We start from the raw sequence: 20,987 nt of genomic DNA on the forward strand, positions 1-20,987 counted from the left end.
TACTGGCCTTTGCAAGCACGGGTTTCTAGTCTGAGAAGATGAAAACAACTTTTCGTCAGAGATTTTTCGCGGTTGCTGGTTTTCTTCTGATCATCGGCGGTTTGTCCGGCGTGGTATGGGTCTATGCGGAGCGGTCGGCGCTGAATGGCTTGGCGCAGCGGGGGCAATCTGATCTGGCGCTCGCGGCAGACCGGCTGACCAGCGAGCTTCAGCGGTTCCGCGAGCTTGCGGTGCTGACAGCGGATCACCCGTTTGTGGCGCCGGTCTTGCTTGGGGAGCAGCCGGCGGAGGACTTGGCGGCGGTCTTACAAAAGGTCGCTGACAAATCGGGTTCGCTCAACGTGGTGGCCGTTGACCGCTTTGGCAAACAATTGGCTGCGGCACGGGCGGATGGTGCGGCAGAGGTTGCAGACAGCCGTTACTTCCGGCGGGCGATGGATGGCGCTCTCGGGGTGGACCATTTCCTCAGCACGAGCTTTGACCGGCGGGCCTATGCGTTCGCGGCGCCGGTTTTTGCAGATGAGGGGCCGGTGATCGGGGCGGTTATCGTGCTGGCGGATGTGGAGGAGATTGAAGCCTCGTGGCGCGGTGGAAGGCCGACGGTGTTCTTCACTGACGAGGAGGGGTTTGTCTTTGTCTCCAACCGGTCGGAGCTTGTCTTGCTGGCGCGTGATGGTGCCGAGACAGCGTTTGTCCCTTATTCCGAGCAACAGCGCTGGGGGCATCGGCTGTGGTCGTTGGATGCAGGGCGCTATCTCCCCTCGGTGGCGTTGCATATTTCGCTGGACCTGCCGGTAATCGGCCTGACGGGGGAAGCGCTCATTGATGTGGAGCCGGCGCGGCAGCTTGCCGCGTTACAGGCTGCCGTCGTCGCTGCGGTGTTCCTTGCCTTTGGCGCGCTCTTATTCCTCGCGACCGAGCGGCGGCGCGCACTGAAAGAGGTAAATGCGCGGCTGGAAGCGCGGGTCGCGCAAAGAACGCAGGCGCTGGAAAGGCTGAACCGTGATCTGCGCCACGAAGTCACCGAACGCACATTTGCCGAAGCACAGCTGAAGAAAGCCCAAGATGATCTTGTGCAGGCTGGCAAGCTGTCCGCATTGGGGCAAATGTCGGCGGGGATCAGCCATGAATTGAACCAACCGCTGATGGCCATCGGTTCATTCGTGGAAAACGCGGAGACTTTTCTGCAAAGGGGCAACACCGATGCGGCGGCCCGCAATTTGACGCGGATCGGTGACCTGTCGCGCCGGATGGCACGGATCATCCGGAACTTGCGGGCCTTTGCGCGACAGGAAAGCGAGGCGCTTTCGGAGGTGCATCTACAAAACGTCATACAGGCAGTCCTCGAAATGGTTGAGGCCCGCGCGCGGACAGCCGGCGTGACGATCGCGTGGGAGCCGCCTGCGGAACCAATTTATGTGCGTGCGGGAGAAATCCGGTTGCAGCAGGTTGTGCTGAACCTTGTTGGAAATGCGATTGACGCGATGATCGGGCAACCTGAACCGCGCATGGAGATCGGTGTCTCCATCAGTGAGGGGCGGGTGCAGGTGAGTGTCAGGGACAGTGGACCGGGCATTGCGGAGCCTGAAAAGATTTTTGACCCCTTTTATACCACTAAGGAGGTGAGTGACTCAGAGGGCATGGGGTTAGGCTTGTCGATCTCCTACGGGCTTGTGCAATCCTTCGGTGGCGATATTCGTGGGCGGAACCATCCCGACGGGGGCGCGGTATTTACCGTCGAACTGGACCTGATCGAGAGGAGTGTTGCGGCATGATGCAGCGTGTTTTGTTGGTGGATGACGACAAGGAAGTACGCGAGGCATTGGGCCAATCCCTCGAACTGGCGGATATGGCGCCAATTTTGGCCAGTTCTTTCATCGTAGCGAAAGATCACATTTCCACCGATTTTGAAGGGGTGATTGTGACCGATATTCGCATGCCGGGTAGGGACGGTTTTCACCTGTTAACCTATGCGCGGAGTATCGACCCCGAATTGCCAGTGATCCTTCTGACCGGCGAGGGTGACATTCCGACGGCGGTGAAGGCGATGGAGCAGGGCGCGCATTCCTTTTTGGAAAAACCCTGTGCGCCGAATGAATTGATTATGCTGATCGAAAAGGCCTCCGAGACGCGCCGGGAGGTTTTGGAAAACCGCAGGCGAAAGTTGGAGATGGAGAGCGGCGATGCTGCGGCGCGTATGTTGTTTGGTCGTTCAGCATTGGCCGAAGGATTGCGACAGAGGGTGCGCACGGTTGCACGAACTAATGCCGAGGTCTTGGTCACTGGGGAGACGGGTACCGGAACACCCAAGGTGGCCGAGGTCATTCATCTTCTTTCGGCAGCGGCGCGTTATCCCTTTGTCAAACGCGCGGCGGCATCGTTGACGGTGGAAGGGCTGGGCGATGCGATGACGGCAGCAAAAGCGGGGACGCTCTACCTTGATGAGGTCAGCTTGTTGCCGGCTGGCGTGCAGTTTGCCTTGCTTGATACCCTCGAAGGCGGCGGCGGCTCGGCGCGGGTGATCGCGGGTACGACGCGCGAACTGGAGGAGGAGGTTGCAGCGGGGCGGTTCAATTCTGATCTGTTCTACCGGATCGATCTCATGCGTGTGCGTATCCCGGCGCTGCGGGAACGGACGGAAGATATTCCGACCCTTTTCCGGACCTATGTGGCGCAGGCGTGTGAGCAGGCCAACTTGCCGGAACCGGAGATCCCCGCGCAGACGATTGCGCGGCTGATGGCGCAGGACTGGCCAGGCAATGCGCGCGCCCTGATGAATGCGGCCATGCGGTTTGTGATGGGGCTTGGAGATGGGGAAGAGGATGCGAGCCTTGGCTTGAGTGAGCAAATGGCGCAAGTGGAGCGGTCCTTACTCATCGAGGCTCTGCGACGCCATTCCGGCAATGCGACCGAGACGGCGAAGGCGCTAAGGCTGCCGCGCAAGACCTTCTATGATAAATTGGCGCGCCATGATCTCCGAGCGGAAGATTATCGATAATCGCCAGCGCGCGCAGTTGTGCGGTTTTCCGCACATGTGGCGTTGTTCACTGTGTGAAACTTCGCGCGTGGTGATGATGGTGGGCGAAAACACTTCAGTTCAAACCTCATTAACTGACTGAATATCATCATTAAATTTGGGGATATCGCCCTTCTGGCATTGTTCAGTTGCGCGGGCGCTGGGCAGGGTCTTCACTCTCTGCACCACCACTATGTGGTAATGGCTATCTCAAATGGGAGGAGATCCGATATGAAATTTGTTAAACTGGCGACTGCAAGCGCACTGGCGTTGACGATGGGCGCAGGCGCTGCTTTCGCGGCCTGTGACGATGGCGAGATTGTCGTCAAGTTCAGCCATGTGACGAACACCGACCGTCACCCAAAAGGCATCGCTGCAACGCTTCTGCAAGAGCGCGTGAATGCCGAGATGGATGGCACGATGTGCATGGAAGTGTTCCCGAACTCTACGCTCTATAACGACGATCAGGTTCTCGAGGCGATCCTGCAAGGGGACGTTCAGCTTGCCGCACCGTCGCTGTCGAAATTCGAAGCGTTTACCAAGCAATTCCGTATTTTTGACCTGCCGTTCATGTTCAAGAACGTTGACGCCGTTGACGCGTTCCAAGCGTCTGAAACAGGTCAGGCAATGAAAGACTCCATGCAACGCCGTGGCCTTCAGGGCTTGCAGTTCTGGCACAATGGTATGAAGCAGTTCTCGGCTAATGTTCCGCTGAACGAGCCGACCGATGCGGCTGGCCTGAAGTTCCGCGTTCAGACCTCGGATGTTCTCGTCGCGCAGATGGAAGCGCTGGGCGCCAGCCCGCAGCCGATGGCCTTTTCGGAAGTGTACGGCGCCCTGCAGACCGGCGTTGTAGACGGGCAGGAGAACACTTGGTCCAACATTTATGGCCAGAAGTTCTTTGAGGTTCAGGATGGTATCACCGAAACCAACCACGGCATCATCGACTACCTCGTTGTGACCAGCGTTGACTGGCTCGATAGCCTTGACGCCGATGTGCGCGACCAGTTCATGACCATTCTCGCGGAGGTGACGGAAGCGCGTAATGCTGAGTCCACCGCAGTGAACGAAGCGAACAAGGAAGCCATCATCGAAGCAGGTGGCATTGTCCGGACGCTTGATGCAGACCAGCGTGCTGCTTGGGTCGCGGCGATGAAGCCGGTCTGGGAGCAGTTTGTCGACGATGTGGGTCAGGACAACATCGACGCCGCTCAGGCGATCAACGAGTCGATGTAAGTCGGATATGCTTGGGGCGGCTTCGGTCGCCCCACTCAATTTGGTTCGGTTTGCATAGATGGGGGCTGCGATGAGCGGTGGACGACATCATCCGGAAGGTCGCATTGCGACGCTATTCAATAATATCGAAGAAACACTGATCGCGTTCATCCTCGGGGCGATGACGCTGGTGACATTCATCAATGTGGTGTTGCGTTATGCGTTCAACAGTCAGCTCATTTGGGGGCTTGAACTAACATTGGTGCTGTTTGCGTGGCTGGTGATCCTTGGCATTTCGTATGCGTTCAAGGTCACTGCACATCTTGGCGTGGATGCGATCCTTAATATTGTTGGCCCGCGGGCGCGTAAAGCAATGACATTGATAGCCTGCGCTGTCTGCCTTGCTTATGCTCTGCTGCTGCTGAAAGGCGCGTGGGATTACTGGGCGCCATTTGCGGGGCTGAATGCAACGGAGGGACGCTGGTTCCCGACGGGTTTTGCCAACAGTCGTGATCAGGCGTGGTACGAGACGGAGCAAATCCCGATCCCGTTCGCGCGGGAATGGCTCGAAGCCACTTTCAACTTTGGTGAGGAATACGAGAAGCTGCCGCGCTTTATCCCTTATTCTGTTCTGCCATTCGGTATCGCCTTGATGACTTACCGCATTGTGCAGGCGACGCTGCGCGTCATTTCCGGCGCGGCGGACAGTATCATCGTCAGCCATGAAGCCGAAGACGCCGTTGAAGAAGCGGCGCTCGCGAACAAGGAATAACCCGATGGATGTCGTACTGCTCTTTCTCATGATCGTCGGGCTTTTGCTGATTGGGGTGCCAATCGCTGTCTCGCTCGGTTTCAGCTCTGTTCTCTTCCTGCTGATGTTTTCGGACACCTCTTTGGCGTCTATTGCCCAGTCGCTGTATCAGGCGATGGCAGGGCACTACACATTGCTGGCTATTCCGTTCTTCATTCTCGCGTCGTCTTTCATGTCAACTGGCGGTGTGGCGAAGCGGATCATTCGTTTTGCAATTGCTTGCGTGGGCCATCTGCAAGGCGGGCTTGCCATTGCGGGCGTGTTCGCTTGTATGATTTTCGCCGCGCTTTCTGGGTCTTCGCCAGCAACGGTTGTGGCCATCGGCACAATCGTGATCGCGGCGATGAAGCAGGTTGGCTACACCAAGGAATTTGCAGCAGGCGTGATCGCCAACGCAGGTACGCTTGGCATCTTGATCCCGCCCTCCATCGTTATGGTGGTGTATGCCTCGGCCACGGATGTATCCGTCGGGCGGATGTTCCTGGCCGGTGTGATCCCTGGATTGATGGCGGGTGGTATGCTGATGGTCACGATTTATGTGATGGCGCGTATCCGCAAGATGCCGAAAGGCGAATGGAAGGGCTGGGGTGAAATCATCAACAGCTTCACAGATGCTTTCTGGGGGCTATTGCTGATCGGTATCATCATGGGCGGTATCTATGGCCATCCGTGGATCCGCTTTAGCGGTGAGGGAAGCTTTTTCTATTGGAAGAACGGTGCCTTTACGCCGACCGAGGCGGCGGCTGTTGCGGCTGTCTATGCGTTCCTAGTCGCGAGCTTTGTGTACCGCGATATGGGTCCGCTGGCGGCGCGTGACGGGGCGACACGCCCGAGCGCCTTGTGGGAAAAACCTTACGCGCTGGTCACGGCGTTTTTCCACAAAGATACCCGAGACACGCTTTTTGAGGCCGGCAAACTCACGGTGACGTTGATGTTCATCATCGCCAATGCGCTGATCCTCAAACACGTTCTGACCGATGAACAGATCCCGCAACATATCGCGGGGGTAATGTTGGATGCCGGTTTCGGGCCGATCATGTTTCTTGTGATGGTAAATGTGATCCTGCTGATCGGCGGTCAGTTCATGGAACCATCTGGTTTGATCGTGATCGTGGCGCCGTTGGTGTTCCCGATTGCGATCGAATTGGGGATCGACCCGATCCACCTCGGGATTATCATGGTCGTGAACATGGAAATCGGGATGATCACGCCGCCGGTGGGCTTGAACCTCTTCGTGACCTCAGGCGTGGCCGGAATGCCGATGATGAACGTTGTCCGCGCCGCGCTTCCATTCCTCGCCGTTCTGTTCGTGTTCCTGATCCTCGTGACCTATGTGCCTTGGATTTCAACAGCACTGCCGAACAGCGTGATGGGGCCGGAAATCATCGTGAGGTGATCGCCCCTAAAATGAGAAAAGCCGCGCAAGAAGCGCGGTTTTTTTCTTTGCGAAGTGCCTTGCGTCAGGCGGCTTCAAGAGCCGATATGATCGGGGAGAAATCCGCGGCTTTCAAGCTGGCACCGCCGACCAGCGCCCCGTCAACATCGGCCACTGCAAAAATTTCCGCAGCGTTGGAGGGTTTGACCGACCCCCCGTAGAGGATGCGCATCTTTTTGCCCTCATCGCCGAAACGCGCGACCAGCTCGGAACGGATGAAGCCATGCACCTCAGCGATTTGTTCGAGTGTCGGAATTTTGCCGGTGCCAATTGCCCATACAGGTTCATAGGCGATGACGGTATTGGCGCCTGTTGACGTTTCAGGGGCCGAGCCTGCGAGCTGGGTACCGACGACATCGAGCGTTGTTCCAGTTTCGCGCTCATCAAGCGTTTCACCGATGCAGATAAACGCTGTCAGCCCAGCCGCGAATGCTGCTTGCGCTTTGGTGTGAACGAGCGCGTCTGTCTCACCGTGGTCGGCGCGGCGTTCGGAATGGCCGAGGATCACAGCGCCGGCACCAGCGTCGCGCAGCTGATCGGCAGATATGTCACCAGTATGCGCGCCGGAGGGTGCTGTGTGGCAATCCTGCCCACCCACGGCTAATGCATGCGCGCCCTTTGCCGCGACCATCGACGCAACCAACGTGGCAGGGGGGCAGAGCAGTATATCCACCGCAGGTTCGGGATGTGCCGCAACGAGGTCATGGACCTCTCCGAGGCTGGCGGCGAGGCCATTCATTTTCCAGTTTCCGGCGGCGAGTTTGCGGCGCATGTGACGTCTCCTGTCCTGTCATACAGAGCAGGTAGCAATTCGGCGTTTGTTTGAGAAGTCAGGAATGCTGGTTTTGTTCGGCGCGTAGCTCATCGACGTCTTTGAACTTGATCGATTCGCCACATCCGCAAGCGTCAGCCACGTTGGGGTTGCGAAATTTGAAGCCGCTTTCCAGCAGGGACACTTCGTAGTCAATCTCGGTGCCGAAAAGGAACATCTGCGCCATTGGGGCGATCATCACCCGGGCGCCGTCATGCTCGACGACCTCATCATTCGGGTCGATCTCATTGGCGTAGTCCATGGTGTATTCCATGCCCGCGCAGCCGCCTTTCTTGACGCCGATCCGCAAGCCCTTCTTCCCGTCGCGCTCCATGAGCGTACGGATTTGGCCTGCTGCTTTCGGCGTCATGGTGACGGCCTGTTTGCCTGGAATTCCGAACATTTCAGTCTCCGTTGCGCGGTGCGCGGACATTTACATGAAGCCAAGTTCCAAACGGGCTTCATCTGACATCATATCCATGCCCCATTGAGGTTCAAAGGTCATTTCGACATCGACTTGCTTGACGCCGGGCAGAGGCTCTACCGCATCAGCGACCCATCCCGGCATCTCTCCTGCGACGGGGCATCCGGGCGCGGTGAGGGTCATGATAACGTGCACTTCATTTTCATCATTAATATCAATGGTGTAAATGAGGCCAAGATCATAGATATTGACCGGAATTTCGGGGTCATAGACCGTCCGGCAAGCCTCGACGATCGTGTCGTAGAGCGGATGCTCGGTGCTCGAAGGGGCGATCAGCGCTGTTCCTTCGAGATTTTCTGTTGCTTCGGTCATCGTCACCATCCGTTGAATACCCGACTGTTCATATAGGGTTTGTCCCTCGTCGGGTAAAGGGGGCGCAAGGCAAGGAGGCTTGGACTTTTATTCGGCGTAAAATCGGGTATTGGGGGCAAAACAACGATTACAGGTCTTGGATGACACGGTTTTCTTTTGAGCTGATGAACACTGACGGGAAGGCCCGCCGCGGCGTGATCAAGACCCCGCGCGGGGAGATCCGTACGCCCGCTTTCATGCCTGTTGGCACGGCCGCAACCGTTAAGGCGATGATGCCAGAAAGTGTTGCGGCGACGGGTGCAGATATTCTGCTCGGCAATACTTATCACCTTATGCTCCGGCCTACTGCAGAGCGTGTGCAGCGGCTGGGTGGGCTGCACAAATTCATGAACTGGGAGAAGCCGATCTTGACGGATTCAGGCGGCTTTCAGGTGATGAGCCTTGCGGAACTGCGCAAGCTGACTGAGCACGGCGTCACGTTCCGCAGCCATATCGATGGCTCGCGACATGAGATCACCCCTGAGCGCTCAATGGAGATTCAGAAGCTGTTAGGGTCTGATATCGTCATGGCGTTTGATGAATGTCCTGCGCTTCCCGCAAGCGAAGAGCGCGTGGCCGAGAGCATGCGGCTATCGATGCGATGGGCGCAGAGGTCGCGCGATGCGTTTGGCGACCGTCCGGGGCATGCGCTGTTTGGGATCCAGCAAGGGGGCGTAACGCAAGAACTGCGCGCGGAGAGTGCCGAAGCCTTGGTATCAATCGGGTTTGATGGATACGCGGTTGGTGGCCTTGCCGTGGGAGAGGGGCAGGAGGCGATGTTTGGTGTGCTCGACTATGCACCGGATATGCTGCCGCAAGACAAACCTCGTTATTTGATGGGCGTGGGAAAGCCGGATGACATCGTGGGTGCCGTCAAACGCGGGATTGATATGATGGATTGCGTGCTGCCTTCGCGCAGCGGTCGGACGGGACAGGCATGGACCCGTCGCGGGCAGGTCAACATCAAGAATGCCCGCCACGCCGATGACCCAAGGCCACTGGACGAGGCGTGTACCTGTCCGGCCTGCCGGAATTACTCACGCGCTTATTTGCATCATGTGTTCCGGTCTGGAGAGATGATTTCAGGTATGCTGCTGACTTGGCATAACCTGCATTATTATCAAGAGCTTATGCAGGGCATGCGCGATGCAATCGAGGTAGACAGTTTCGATGCGTTCGAGCGTGAGTTCCATGCACTGCGCGCGGGTGGCGATATCGAGCCGCTCTAGGCTCAGGCAGCGAGCGCCTCGACCGTCGGCTGCAGATCGCTGCATCCATTGGTAAGTTTCAGGCCGCAAGCTTCGATTAGAACCCGTGCTTCATGGGCGCGGAGCGCTTGATGTGCGTCGGGGCGTGCTGTCGGCACAGTTGGTGCATCGGGGAAGAGTGCCGATATCTCGGCGGCGTCGTCAGGGCTGAGGCTGCCTAATCCGCGCGTTCCCGGCTGGAAGCTCTCGCTGGCAAGGCCGTTCGCGAGGATCACCTCATGCTGATCGAAAAGCAGGTGGAAGTACTCGACGCCCATTTCCGGTGCCGCTGGTACAACACCATCCATGAGGAATTTCGCAGCGAAGAGAACTTCCGTCGCGCCGAAAAGGACTTCGGTCTGCCAACCGCCAAAGGAGATGCGGTGTTGCGGGGAAAGCGTCAGCGGGCGGTTGGGGAGCCCCGGGCCGAACTGGTCACGCGGTATCGTAATCGGGCGCAATGCTGGGAACAGTTTTAGCTGTAGCGGGGAAAGCGCCTTTTTTCCGATCCAACGGATGGGAACTGCGCGGCCATCTTGCGTTAAAACAAGGTCACCAACTGAAAGATGCTCGACCGGAATATCGCCATAGGGTGTGGTGATGCGCGTACCGCCGCCAAAACAGATGAGAACAGGGCCAGTAGAGGACAGGTTTTCAATGGCATGCGCGCCGTTCGGAAAAGCATCCATTGTCGCGTAATCGCCATTCCCAGAACTGAGAAAGAAATAGCGTTGGCCTTCTTCGGTTGTGATGACGACGATCTCTTCGCCTTGTAGATTTTGACCGTTCACGTTGGAGAGGCGCTGCGTGATCGGCAGGGTCCCCGAAAACTCAACTGTGAACTGCATTTCGACGCCATCCACGAATACGGTGGTATCGGGGTCAAAGCTGCCAGCGTTGTAGTCAAGCTCGATGTCGCCGCTGGTACCTGATGAAAACGTCAACTCCGCGGTGGCTGTGGTTGTCGTGCCTTGCGCATTCAGAGCGGCATTCGCAGCCGGACCGCTGTCACCTCGAGCGTAGAATGTCATTGTATTTGCCATGTTTGCCACCGCAACCTTCTCTACCTTGCGTTGATAAGAGCCGAGGCATGCGACCTATGCGGGGCGCAAATCGGGCAGGAATGGGGAATTATGCGATGAGTTAGGCAAAATTTTCTTTTGCGGGGCCGAAGTTGCGCCAAATGTGCGGCGGGTGCTTGCTCAATCCGGAAGTCCTAGGCACAGTGGAGTTGAAGGGAAAGCAGTTGAAAGTTTCGCGCTGCCGCCCCATGTCATAGCATCTAACGAGGAGATAGGCGCGCCGCCGCAATCGGGGCCGCTATGTCTGCCGAACCGAAGGATACGAGCATGCCAGAACAAGAACACCAGACATACCCAGTGTTGCCGCTGCGCGATATTGTTGTCTTTCCCCATATGATCGTGCCGCTGTTTGTGGGGCGTGAGAAGTCTGTCCGCGCACTTGAAGAGGTGATGCAGGAAGACAAACAAATCCTGCTTTCCAGCCAGATCGACGCTGGTGAAGATGACCCGACCCCAGAGGGGATCTACAGCACGGGTGTGCTCGCCAACGTTCTTCAACTTCTCAAGTTGCCCGATGGCACGGTAAAGGTGCTCGTTGAGGGACAGCGACGGGTGAAAATCGCCGGATATTCCTCCGTCGAGCCGTTCTTTGAAGCGTCCGTCGCAGCGCTCGATGAGACTTTTGGCGATGAAGCTGAAACCAAGGCGCTGCTGCGCTCGGTTTCTGAAGAATTCGAGCGTTATTCGAAGATCAAGAAAAACATTCCAGAAGAAGCACTGGGTGCCGTGGCGGATGCGACTGAACCAGCCAAGCTGGCCGATCTCGTGTCGGGTCACCTCGGTGTTGATGTGCCGCAGAAACAAGATTTGCTCGAGACGCTTTCGGTGACCGAACGCCTTGAGAAGGTTTTTGGCCTGATGCAGGGCGAGATGTCGGTGCTGCACGTCGAGAAGAAGATCAAATCGCGTGTGAAGAACCAGATGGAGAAAACCCAGCGCGACTACTATTTGAATGAGCAAATGAAGGCCATTCAAAAGGAGTTGGGCGAGGGCGAGGACGGGGAAGGCGAAATCGCTGAACTTGAACAGCGGATCGCGGAAACAAAGTTCTCCAAGGAAGCGCGGGAGAAGGCAGAGGGGGAGCTGAAAAAGCTCAAGAACATGAGCCCCATGAGTGCCGAGGCGACAGTCGTGCGCAATTACCTCGACTGGATGCTTTCCATCCCGTGGGACAAAAAGAGCCGTACCAAGAAAGATCTGCGACGCGCAGAGGAAATTCTGGATGCGGATCATTACGGGCTTGAGAAGGTCAAGGAGCGCATTGTCGAATATCTCGCGGTGCAGCAGCGTTCTGCGAAGCTGAAAGGCCCGATCATGTGCCTTGTAGGCCCGCCGGGCGTTGGCAAAACGAGCCTCGGTAAATCGGTCGCCAAGGCTACTGGGCGCGAGTTCATCCGCATCAGCTTGGGTGGTGTCCGTGACGAGTCGGAGATTCGTGGCCATCGCCGGACCTATATCGGCTCGATGCCGGGCAAGATCATTCAGGCATTGAAAAAAGCCAAGACGACAAACCCGCTGATCCTCCTCGATGAGATCGATAAAATGGGGCAGGACTTCCGTGGTGATCCGGCCAGTGCGATGCTGGAGGTTCTGGACCCCGAGCAGAACGCGACTTTTGTCGATCATTACCTTGAGGTCGAGTATGATCTTTCAAACGTGATGTTCCTGACAACGGCGAACAGCTATAACATGCCTGGCCCGCTGTTGGACCGGATGGAGATCATTCCGCTCTCTGGTTACACCGAAGATGAGAAGCGCGAGATCGCCAAGCAACACCTCATCAGCAAGCAGCTCAAGAACCATGGTCTGAAGGCGAAAGAGTTTCAAATTGATGACTCGGCGCTGACGGCGGTGATCCGGAGTTACACGCGCGAGGCAGGTGTGCGGAACCTCGAGCGTGAGCTTGCCAAAGTCGCGCGCAAGGCGGTGACCAAGATCGTCAAGAAAGAAGCTGACAGTATTGCTGTGACCAGCGAGAATATTGATGACTATCTGGGTGTGCCAAAATACCGGTTCGGATTGGCTGAAAAGGAAGACCAGATCGGCGTCGTGACCGGGTTGGCCTATACCAGCGTTGGGGGTGAGTTGCTTTCGATCGAAGCGCTGCGCTTGCCCGGCAAAGGCCGTATGAAAACAACCGGCAAACTTGGCGATGTGATGAAGGAATCAATCGATGCGGCGTCGAGTTATGTCCGGTCGATTGCACCCAGAATTGGCGTCAAGCCACCGCAGTTCGAGAAGTGGGACATTCACGTTCATGTGCCCGAAGGGGCGACGCCGAAGGATGGCCCGAGCGCGGGCCTTGCTATGGTGACCTCGATTGTTTCGGTACTGACCCAAATTCCCGTGCGCAAGGATATCGCGATGACGGGCGAGGTGACGCTGCGCGGTAACGCGCTGGCTATTGGCGGCTTGAAAGAGAAGCTGCTTGCGGCTTTGCGGGGTGGCATCAAGACGGTTTTGATCCCGCAAGAGAACGAAAAAGACCTCCCGGACATTCCTGACAACGTTAAGGCCGGGCTGACGATCATTCCGGTCAGCCATGTGCGGGAGGTGCTTGAGCACGCGCTTGCGCATCAGCCTGAACCGATCGAATGGGATCAGGAGGCCGAAGAGGCTGCTGCGGCGAAGGCGAGCCTTGGCACTGCGGACGATGGCGCGACAGCGGGCAAGATCGCCCATTAGATCTCATCATATTCAATTGGGGAACCCGGCATACTAGCGTGTGTCGGGTTTTTCTTTTTCCACTAGGGGTAGCGCGACCTTGCAAGTTATGTGTAAAGTCGACGTGGAAAGGACTAAATGAGGGATAGTGTGGTGGCGAAGTCTGAAAATTCGGGCGTTAAATCCGAAACGGCAAAGCCAAGAAAGGCGTCTGTAAGAAAGTCAAATACGGCTCCCGTGGTTCCAGAGTTAAAGGTTGTGTCTGCCGAAGTTGAAGAGACGGATTTTCAAGAGGTTTTGAAGAAGAAAGAGCTTGTTGAGCTGGTAATGGCGCGCACAAGCAGCCGAAAAGGGGTCACGAGAGAAACAGTGGAAGCCTGTCTCGAGGTTCTTGGCGAGATGTTGGTTGAAGGGCGCGAGGTCAGCGTCCCGCCGTTTCACAAGCTGCGCGTCGCAAAGATGAAAGAGGGCAGTGGAGGTCATCTGCTAACGATCAAAGCCCGCGTGAAGAGCCCGAAGGTGGAAATTTCCGACCTGCCTACTTGAAGGACGGAAAAACAGCGGCTAAACGCTCCTCCGACGGGTGATTAGCTCAGTGGTAGAGCGCTTCGTTCACATCGAAGATGTCAGGAGTTCAAATCTCTTATCACCCACCAGAATTCAGCGCACCCGAACTCGGGTGCGCTTTTCTTTTGATAATTGGCCGCTTATCCCTAGGGTGAGGTGGCAGATGATTTATCCCGAAATCTTGATTTTGAGGCACGGTGAAACTGAATGGAATCGCGAGGGGCGGTTTCAGGGAGGGTTCGACTCGCCGCTGACGGAAAACGGCCGCGCGCAGGCTGTTGCCATGGGGGAATTGCTCCTTTCCTGCGGCGTTTCCACGGAGACGCATGACTTCTGGACGAGCCCACAGGGGCGGGCAATAGAAACAGCGCGTCTGGCGCTTGCGCCAATCGGTGCGACGGCCCGGCATGAGCCGTTGCTCAGCGAGATCGGTATGGGTGAGTGGTGTGGCCGCTCGCGCGCCGAAATTGCAGAAAAGTGGCCCGGTCCGGCTGATGAAACCTATATCGAAATGTATGCGCGCGCACCCGGTGGGGAGCCATTTGACAGGTTATGGGAGCGTGTTGGAGCGGTGTTGCAACAGGTGAAACGGCCAACGGTTATCGTCACTCATGGGTTTACCTCGCGCTTCTTACGCACACGGGCAATGGGGTTGGGATTGGATGATCTGGACCGTTTGCCGGGCGGGCAGGGGGTCATTTTCCGGATTCGAAACGGAGAACATGAAAAGCTTACTGAATAGGGCTTGCAGGCGCCAAAAGAGCGCGGTAAAGGCACGCCAGTAAGTGGGTGATTAGCTCAGTTGGTAGAGCGCTTCGTTTACACCGAAGATGTCGGGAGTTCGAGTCTCTCATCACCCACCATTAATCCACATAGTGCAGGTCGTTCGATCCGTCCTTTGGAGGGTGTTCTCGCGAGGCGCGCATCGGTTTGATGCGCATATCATCGGCTAGTCGAGATTCTGGCTTTCAATCCATTTCTTCAATTTGGACATACGGCCACGCGCGACGGGTACCTTTGTACCGTCGACGAGGACAACATGCGGCTTGCCGTTGATACGCCGATAGCGTGGCTTGCTCAGTGGCGCGATCCACCAAGAACGGTGCGGTTGGACGCCACCAACTTCCTCGAGGTTGGGGATAATTGTCGTCAGTGCCGCTCGTTCGGCGAAACTGTCGGTCGTAGTTGTGACGTTGAGGTAGTGTTCCTCGGATCGGATATAGAGCAAGGTTTCGGCAATGATCGTCTTCGAACCAATTTTGATGACCGTTTTGCGTGGCGTGGATGCGGCTTGGCTGTTCTCGGGTAGTGGTGCAGGTCTTCCATCCGCGCGCTCGGCTGTTGTTTTGATCAGCGCGGGTATTCCAAATCGCACGAATCCCAGCTCAATCAGCCAGATTGTCAGGAGGTAGTAGGGATAGTTCGAGAGTATCTCCGGATCTTTGCCTGAAGGTGTCGCTGCGCGTGCGAGCCAATCCATCAAAACCGCGACGCCGCCATACTCAATCGCTGTGGAGATGGGCATATAGTAGGGGAGACGTATCTTCCAAAATGATAATACTGCCCAGACGGAAAGCATGGCGACCTTGAAAACAAGGAAGCTCAGAGATCCAACGATCCAGATCGCGAAGGCCGAATAAAGCGGCATGATATCTCTGAAGCCGTGTGGGTCCGCGCCGAATAGGGCGATGCCTACAAAAATCGCGAAGCTGATCGTTAACTTACTGTTAATTATTCTGAAAATTTCGCGATGCGTAAAAATTTGCGATGCGCCGAACGCGTCAATAATGCGCATTTCGTGACAAACGACTTTGTTCGCGAAGTGAAAAAGGGGCAATTTGGGACCGTTCAATAGTTTGAGCGGCGTGGCTCAAGAGATTATCTAGTATTCAGTTTACAATTTAGTTTGGTACATGCCAGCGACTGTTACCCAGAGGCGGCTTCCCCCAAAAGAAGCCGCCTCTCCCTTTTTTGCAAGTAAAAATCCCTGCTGATTAAATATACGGCGCTTTGCGTGGCATTCCATCAGCTTTTGGTTGCTCTTTTGTTAGGCCAGCGTTGGCGAAACAAGCGTTGTCGCGAGGTTGCGTGCGCGCAGACCGGCGATCGTCGCGGGCATGGCGGCGACTGTTCCCCAGTGGATGTCGTGGGTCAGAATGATCGAACCGGGCCGCGCCATTTGCAGAATACGGCGGGCGACCTCATCAGGGCCTGGGCGCCGCCAGTCATGTGGATCGACAGACCAGAACACGGTGGTCATGCCACGCTCGACAGCGAGTCGGGCGCTTTGCCTGCCAGTGAACGATCCGTATGGCGGGCGAAACACATGAGGTGACTTTCCCGTTGTGTCTTCAATGATCCGATTGGTGCGATCAATTTCTGACAGAACTGACGCGAAGGGCATCTCTGCGAGAAATGGATGGTTCCATGTATGATTGCCCACCTCATGCCCTTGCTCGACGATCTGGCGGGCAATCTGGGGGTAGGCAGCAACGCTGCGACCGATCAAGAAGAAGGTCGCTTTTACGCCTTCATTGCCCAAGATATCGAGTAGGCGAGGGGTGTGATCTGGATGCGGCCCATCATCGAAGGTGAGCGCGACCCCACTCGGCGCATTAGGTAACGTAACGACCCAAGGGTAGCCTGGCGTACGCACGACGGTCGTTTCAGCGAAAGATGGTTTCGCCGAAAATGCCAAAGTTGATGCTATGAAACCGCGTCGGGTCCAGCTCATCTTATCTCCCAGGTGGCGCTTTTGGGCGCGCCACCTATAAGTTTCCGTTTGGGAGCTGAAGGCAAGCGATAAAATGAATATTGGAAGGCGCAATAGTGTTGGTTTCGAACTTCCTCTGGGCTTTGTGTTTTTTGTTTCGAACACGCTTGACGAGGCCATGTACTGCCCATAGAAGGCACGAACATTCGATGTTTTGGATGACAGATACGCGGTTGTAGCTCAGTTGGTTAGAGTACCGGCCTGTCACGCCGGGGGTCGCGGGTTCGAGCCCCGTCAACCGCGCCACTGTCACCTGAAACGAATGAGATGCGCGGTTGTAGCTCAGTTGGTTAGAGTACCGGCCTGTCACGCCGGGGGTCGCGGGTTCGAGCCCCGTCAACCGCGCCACTTCTCCGAAAAAGCAGACGGTCGACAGGGCCTTTGTGGTCTAAGCGGACGTGTTGAGTGCGGCGAGCACGCGCGCCCAACTGCGCGTACCCTTGTGGAAGCTGCGCAGGTCATATTTTTCGTTTGGCGAATGAATGGCGTCATCGTCGAGCCCGAATCCAATAAGCAAGGCGTCCATATCCAAAATGGTTTTGAAGTAGCCTGCGATAGGGATTGATCCCCCAGAGCCGACATAGGCGGCTTCGCGCGGCCATTCATCGGAAAGTGCGCCGCGCGCTCGTTCAAAGGCCGGATTGTCCAACGCCATGACCGATGCTGGCGCCGCGCCGTGTGAGAGGAACGCGACCTTGCAATCTGGCGGCAACATCGCGCGGACATAGGCGCGGAAGTTTTCGCGGATGGCATGCGGGTCTTGTTTGCCAACAAGGCGGAAGCTGATCTTTGCACGCGCCTGTGAGGGCAGCACTGTTTTGAAACCGTCGCCTGTATAGCCGCCAGTGATACCGTTCACCTCACAAGTCGGACGGGACCAGATCATTTCGAGCGCGGAGCGGTCCTGCTCGCCAGCGGGGTGGGAAAGATCAACGGCGCCGAGGAACCCTTTGGCATCGAAACCCAATGCCTCCCATTGCGCCTTTACTGCTGGGTCAAGCTCATCAACGCCCTCGTAAAACCCAGGCACGGTAACGCGGCCGTTTTCGTCATGCAGCGATGCGATGATATTTGACAGGACACGGATCGGGTTCATTGCCGCGCCGCCGTACATGCCGGAATGGAGGTCTTTGTCCGGCCCCGTGACAATGATTTCTTCACCCAGCAGCCCGCGAAGCATGGTGGTGATTGCAGGAGTGTCCGAGTCAAAAAGGCCTGTATCGCAGATCAGCGCGACATCTGCTTTCAGCTCTTCCGCATTTTCTTTCATGAACGGTATCAGTGAAGGGGAGCCGCTCTCCTCCTCACCCTCGAAGAAGATGGTGATCCGAAAGGGCAGCTTACCATGCACCGCCGTCCATGCGCGGCAGGCTTCCACAAAGGTCATTAACTGGCCTTTGTCGTCAGATGTTCCGCGCCCGCGAATGACTTGTCCTTTTTCGGTGTCCTCCAATACCGGATCGAAGGGATCCCGATCCCAGAGATCGAGCGGATCGACCGGCTGCACATCATAATGACCGTAGAAAAGCACATGCGGGCCACCTTCACCCCCGTGCGCGACGACCATAGGATGCCCCGTCGTCGCGCGTTTTTCTGCGGTGAAACCGATGCTGGCGAGGTCGGCTACAAGCCAGTCTGCGGCCGTTTCGCAGTCATTCTTGTAGGCTGGGTCGGTCGAGATCGAGGGAATGCGCAATAATTCCTTCAGCCGTTCGGTCGCCGGCAGAAGGTCATCATCAATTTGCGAAAGGACTGGATCAACGGACATAGGGCCTCCTTTAAATTTGATGCGATGGTGGCGCGTAGGGCTGGGACTGTCCAGCGGTCAAACGTGTTGTTGACCTTGGTGCAGCGTCATTTTGTCGTGTATTGTCCGGCGGGGCTCCAGCCTATATGAAGCTAGAACGATTTTAAGCTATGCGCCATGAGCCCTGCGGCGTGTGGAAAGGAAAGCCCGTGGATTATAACGCACGACTCGATGCTGCTATTGCGACACTGCACGAAGAAGGCCGGTACCGGACCTTCATCGATATCGAGCGGAAGAACGGGCAGTTCCCACATGCTGTCTGGCATCGGGAAGACGGCACCGAGCAGCCAATCACCGTTTGGTGTGGCAATGATTACCTCGGTATGGGGCAGCATCCGGACGTTCTGGCTGCGATGCACGAAGCGCTTGATGCGACTGGCGCGGGGTCTGGTGGCACGCGGAACATTTCCGGCACCACGGTCTATCATAAGGAATTGGAAGCGGAACTTGCGGACCTTCACCAGAAAGAAGCCGCGCTGCTGTTTACCTCTGCCTATATCGCGAATGATGCGTCGCTGAGCACATTGCCGAAGCTGTTCCCTGGGCTGATCATCTATTCCGATTCCCTTAATCATGCGTCGATGATCGAAGGGATCCGCCGCAACGGTGGTGCGAAGCGGATTTTCAATCATAACGACCTTGACGATCTCCGCGCCAAGCTTGCTGCGGACGACCCAAATGCGCCGAAGTTGATTGCCTTTGAGTCGGTTTACTCAATGGATGGTGACTTCGGTCCGATTGAAGCGATCTGCGATATTGCTGATGAATTCGGTGCTTTGACCTATCTCGATGAGGTCCATGCTGTTGGCATGTATGGCCCACGGGGCGGCGGTGTTGCAGAACGTGACGGACTTCTCGGTCGGATCGACATCGTTAACGGGACGCTCGGCAAGGCGTTTGGCGTTCATGGTGGCTACATCGCTTCATCGGCAAAGATGTGTGACGCGATAAGGTCCTATGCACCGGGCTTCATTTTCACGACCTCGCTTCCGCCCGTGGTTGCAGCGGGTGGCGCTGCGTCAATCCGCGTGCTGAAATCTGATTCTTCGATCCGTCAGCGGCATCAAGAACAGGCGGCTGTTCTTAAGTTGCGACTCAAGGGGCTTGGTCTGCCGATCATCGATCATGGCAGCCATATCGTGCCGGTTATTGTTGGCGACCCGGTGCATACCAAGAAGCTGTCGGATATGTTGCTTGACCAGTTTGGGATCTATGTCCAGCCGATCAACTTCCCCACCGTACCTCGGGGCACCGAGCGGCTCCGGTTCACGCCTTCTCCGATCCACGGACCTGAAGAGATCGACCGGCTTGTTCATGCGATGGATCGGCTTTGGTCCCATTGTGCGCTGAATCGCGCCGAAATGGCAGGTTAACTTTATATCTGGATGCATAGGATATTGGTGTATGCTATCCCCCTGCACATAACGTGCTGAGAGCGAATCGTTCATCGGCGCTGGTTTGGGGAAACGGGCAGGTCTGCTTTCATGATTGGCAGAAGCTTTAGGCGGAAAAACGCGGCTAAGGAGCCAGGAGAGGCGAAAGGCTTTGACGCCTATGAGCTTCGACTGGGCGACCTTATGCGCGGCGAGCGCGCGACAATGGGGAAATCCCTGTTGGACGTTCAGCGCGAGCTTAAGATTAAGGCCGCCTATATTGCCGCTATCGAGAATGCCGATCCGTCTGCATTTGATACTCCGGGCTTTATTGCCGGATATGTCCGTTCCTACGCGAAATACTTGCAGATGGATCCTGAATGGGCGTTTGAAACCTTCTGCCGCGAGAGTGGTTTCACCACCGCGCATGGTTTGTCCAAGGATGCATCTTCACCGAAGAAGGTGAGCCGTGAAGAGCGCCTTGGCGCGCGGACGAGCGATGATATTTTCGATGAGCCGACGACACCTTTCATTCCTAGCGGCGAAAGCATTTTTGCCCGGATTGAACCGGGTGCGATTGGGTCTTTGACGGTTCTGGCAGGTTTGCTTGCCGGGTTGGGCTATGGGGGCTGGTCGGTTCTGCAAGAGGTACAAAAGGTACGCTTTGCGCCGGTTGAGCAGCCGCCCGTCGTGATTGCAGATGTTGATCCGCTTGCGGGTAATGGCAATTTCGGGAGCGATATGACCGAAACGGTGGCCGCCGTCGGCCCAACGGTGGAAGCGATGACGCGAATCCTGCGCCCTGAAGCGCTGGAAGCGCCGGTTTTGACCCCGCGCGATGGCCCGATTGCCGCCCTGCAACCGGGTGCTTTGGGTGCATTGGCGCCACAGGAGTTACCTGAGGTAGATGCGGTAACGGCGGCGCTGGCGGAGGCCAGTGGACTTGAAGTGCAGCCTTCTGCTGTGGCTGCGCCACAGGTAACAACCTCTGAAATCCCAGAAATTGCGCTTGTAGCCGTGCGGCCCTCGTGGGTGCGTATCACTGCATCTGACGGGACGATCCTTTTTCAGGATATACTTGATTCTGGTTCGGTTTATTCAATGCCGCAGACGGATATCCCGCCGACGGTTCGTGTGGGCGAGTCGGGCGCTGTCTATTTCCGTATTGGTGACGAGCATTATGGCCCCGCGGGCGATCCCGGTCAGGTGACTTCTAATCTGGCAATGTCTGCCGATTTCCTGACCGAACGGTATGAACTGGCAGATCCGCAGCAAGACAACGATCTTGCGGTGATGGTGAATGTCGCCGACGCGAGCCAGTAAAACCCTAATTTGTGAACTTGTTCGCTGA

Annotated in this window: 18 protein-coding genes and 4 tRNA genes; 15 read left to right on the forward strand and 7 right to left on the reverse strand. The window is 56.6% G+C overall.

All coding sequences use genetic code 11. The features are described from left to right. Nucleotides 1-38: 38 nt before the first annotated feature. The 5 genes from AB1E42_RS06645 (at nucleotide 39) to AB1E42_RS06665 (ending at nucleotide 6,438) form a co-directional block, all read left to right on the forward strand. Nucleotides 39-1,775 (forward strand): ATP-binding protein, encoded by a 1,737-nt coding sequence (locus tag AB1E42_RS06645; protein WP_368346201.1) that lies wholly within the window; start codon nucleotides 39-41, stop codon nucleotides 1,773-1,775. Then, nucleotides 1,772-2,998: a sigma-54-dependent transcriptional regulator gene (locus AB1E42_RS06650; RefSeq protein WP_368346202.1), complete on the forward strand. Its 1,227-nt coding sequence runs from the start codon at nucleotides 1,772-1,774 to the stop codon at nucleotides 2,996-2,998. The genes AB1E42_RS06645 and AB1E42_RS06650 overlap by 4 nt, the downstream gene beginning before the upstream one ends. A 249-nt stretch (nucleotides 2,999-3,247) precedes the next feature. After that, complete coding sequence (locus AB1E42_RS06655) at nucleotides 3,248-4,252, forward strand: DctP family TRAP transporter solute-binding subunit (RefSeq protein ID WP_368346203.1); 1,005 nt, start codon at nucleotides 3,248-3,250, stop codon at nucleotides 4,250-4,252. 70 nt (nucleotides 4,253-4,322) lie between these two features. Next, nucleotides 4,323-5,003 carry a TRAP transporter small permease gene (locus tag AB1E42_RS06660; RefSeq protein WP_368346204.1) on the forward strand — a complete coding sequence of 227 codons (681 nt, stop codon included), beginning with the start codon at nucleotides 4,323-4,325 and terminating at the stop codon, nucleotides 5,001-5,003. A 4-nt stretch (nucleotides 5,004-5,007) separates the two neighbouring features. After that, entirely contained in the window at nucleotides 5,008-6,438 is a 1,431-nt protein-coding gene (locus AB1E42_RS06665) for a TRAP transporter large permease (protein WP_368346205.1), read from the forward strand. Between the two features lie 64 nt (nucleotides 6,439-6,502). Here the strand turns inward: AB1E42_RS06665 and tpiA are convergent, their stop codons facing one another. From tpiA to AB1E42_RS06680, 3 genes are read right to left on the reverse strand one after another with little or no spacing between them, the layout of a single operon-like run. Further along, nucleotides 6,503-7,249, reverse strand: a complete 747-nt coding sequence (gene tpiA / locus AB1E42_RS06670) for a triose-phosphate isomerase (RefSeq protein WP_368346206.1) — start codon at nucleotides 7,247-7,249, stop codon at nucleotides 6,503-6,505. 58 nt (nucleotides 7,250-7,307) lie between these two features. Further along, the gene (locus tag AB1E42_RS06675; RefSeq protein WP_368346207.1) at nucleotides 7,308-7,691 is read right to left on the reverse strand and encodes a HesB/IscA family protein; all 384 of its coding nucleotides are present in this window, start codon (nucleotides 7,689-7,691) and stop codon (nucleotides 7,308-7,310) included. A 30-nt stretch (nucleotides 7,692-7,721) separates the two neighbouring features. After that, entirely contained in the window at nucleotides 7,722-8,084 is a 363-nt protein-coding gene (locus AB1E42_RS06680; protein WP_368346208.1) for an SUF system Fe-S cluster assembly protein, read from the reverse strand. A gap of 140 nt (nucleotides 8,085-8,224) precedes the next feature. Here AB1E42_RS06680 and tgt point away from each other — a divergent pair, with 140 nt between their 5' ends. Beyond that, nucleotides 8,225-9,352 (forward strand): tRNA guanosine(34) transglycosylase Tgt, encoded by a 1,128-nt coding sequence (tgt, locus tag AB1E42_RS06685; protein WP_368346209.1) that lies wholly within the window; start codon nucleotides 8,225-8,227, stop codon nucleotides 9,350-9,352. Nucleotides 9,353-9,354: 2 nt separating this feature from the next. On the opposite strand, the gene AB1E42_RS06690 is transcribed toward tgt, so the two are convergent. Then, a complete protein-coding gene (locus AB1E42_RS06690; protein ID WP_368346210.1) occupies nucleotides 9,355-10,413 on the reverse strand; it encodes a Hint domain-containing protein in 1,059 nt (352 codons plus the stop codon). Between the two features lie 306 nt (nucleotides 10,414-10,719). Between AB1E42_RS06690 and lon the strand changes: the two genes are divergently transcribed. The 5 genes from lon to AB1E42_RS06715 all read left to right on the forward strand — a co-directional run bounded on the left by lon (nucleotide 10,720) and on the right by AB1E42_RS06715 (nucleotide 14,546). Then, nucleotides 10,720-13,137 carry an endopeptidase La gene (gene lon, locus AB1E42_RS06695; RefSeq protein ID WP_368346211.1) on the forward strand — a complete coding sequence of 806 codons (2,418 nt, stop codon included), beginning with the start codon at nucleotides 10,720-10,722 and terminating at the stop codon, nucleotides 13,135-13,137. A gap of 132 nt (nucleotides 13,138-13,269) precedes the next feature. Next, nucleotides 13,270-13,662, forward strand: coding sequence for an HU family DNA-binding protein (locus AB1E42_RS06700; RefSeq protein ID WP_368346212.1), 393 nt, complete (start codon nucleotides 13,270-13,272; stop codon nucleotides 13,660-13,662). A 35-nt stretch (nucleotides 13,663-13,697) separates the two neighbouring features. Further along, nucleotides 13,698-13,772, forward strand: a tRNA-Val gene (locus tag AB1E42_RS06705). Between the two features lie 74 nt (nucleotides 13,773-13,846). Further along, nucleotides 13,847-14,425: a histidine phosphatase family protein gene (locus AB1E42_RS06710; protein WP_368346213.1), complete on the forward strand. Its 579-nt coding sequence runs from the start codon at nucleotides 13,847-13,849 to the stop codon at nucleotides 14,423-14,425. A 45-nt stretch (nucleotides 14,426-14,470) separates the two neighbouring features. After that, nucleotides 14,471-14,546, forward strand: a tRNA-Val gene (locus AB1E42_RS06715). 86 nt (nucleotides 14,547-14,632) lie between these two features. On the opposite strand, the gene AB1E42_RS06720 is transcribed toward AB1E42_RS06715, so the two are convergent. Beyond that, nucleotides 14,633-15,331: a LytTR family DNA-binding domain-containing protein gene (locus AB1E42_RS06720; protein WP_368346214.1), complete on the reverse strand. Its 699-nt coding sequence runs from the start codon at nucleotides 15,329-15,331 to the stop codon at nucleotides 14,633-14,635. Nucleotides 15,332-15,730: 399 nt separating this feature from the next. Then, nucleotides 15,731-16,417, reverse strand: coding sequence for a polysaccharide deacetylase family protein (locus AB1E42_RS06725; RefSeq protein ID WP_368346215.1), 687 nt, complete (start codon nucleotides 16,415-16,417; stop codon nucleotides 15,731-15,733). A gap of 208 nt (nucleotides 16,418-16,625) precedes the next feature. Between AB1E42_RS06725 and AB1E42_RS06730 the strand changes: the two genes are divergently transcribed. Together AB1E42_RS06730 and AB1E42_RS06735 are read left to right on the forward strand one after the other, a co-directional pair. Beyond that, nucleotides 16,626-16,702 (forward strand) — tRNA-Asp (locus AB1E42_RS06730). Between the two features lie 25 nt (nucleotides 16,703-16,727). Further along, nucleotides 16,728-16,804 (forward strand) — tRNA-Asp (locus AB1E42_RS06735). Nucleotides 16,805-16,844: 40 nt separating this feature from the next. Here the strand turns inward: AB1E42_RS06735 and AB1E42_RS06740 are convergent. Beyond that, the gene (locus AB1E42_RS06740) at nucleotides 16,845-18,224 is read right to left on the reverse strand and encodes a M20/M25/M40 family metallo-hydrolase (RefSeq protein ID WP_368346216.1); all 1,380 of its coding nucleotides are present in this window, start codon (nucleotides 18,222-18,224) and stop codon (nucleotides 16,845-16,847) included. A 188-nt stretch (nucleotides 18,225-18,412) separates the two neighbouring features. Between AB1E42_RS06740 and hemA the strand changes: the two genes are divergently transcribed. Together hemA and AB1E42_RS06750 are read left to right on the forward strand one after the other, a co-directional pair. Next, the gene (gene hemA, locus AB1E42_RS06745) at nucleotides 18,413-19,636 is read left to right on the forward strand and encodes a 5-aminolevulinate synthase (protein WP_368346217.1); all 1,224 of its coding nucleotides are present in this window, start codon (nucleotides 18,413-18,415) and stop codon (nucleotides 19,634-19,636) included. 111 nt (nucleotides 19,637-19,747) lie between these two features. After that, nucleotides 19,748-20,959 (forward strand): helix-turn-helix domain-containing protein, encoded by a 1,212-nt coding sequence (locus AB1E42_RS06750; RefSeq protein ID WP_368346218.1) that lies wholly within the window; start codon nucleotides 19,748-19,750, stop codon nucleotides 20,957-20,959. Nucleotides 20,960-20,987 lie beyond the last annotated feature (28 nt).

The sequence above is a fragment of the Pelagovum sp. HNIBRBA483 genome, assembly GCF_040931995.1.
Classification (GTDB): domain Bacteria; phylum Pseudomonadota; class Alphaproteobacteria; order Rhodobacterales; family Rhodobacteraceae; genus JAEPMR01.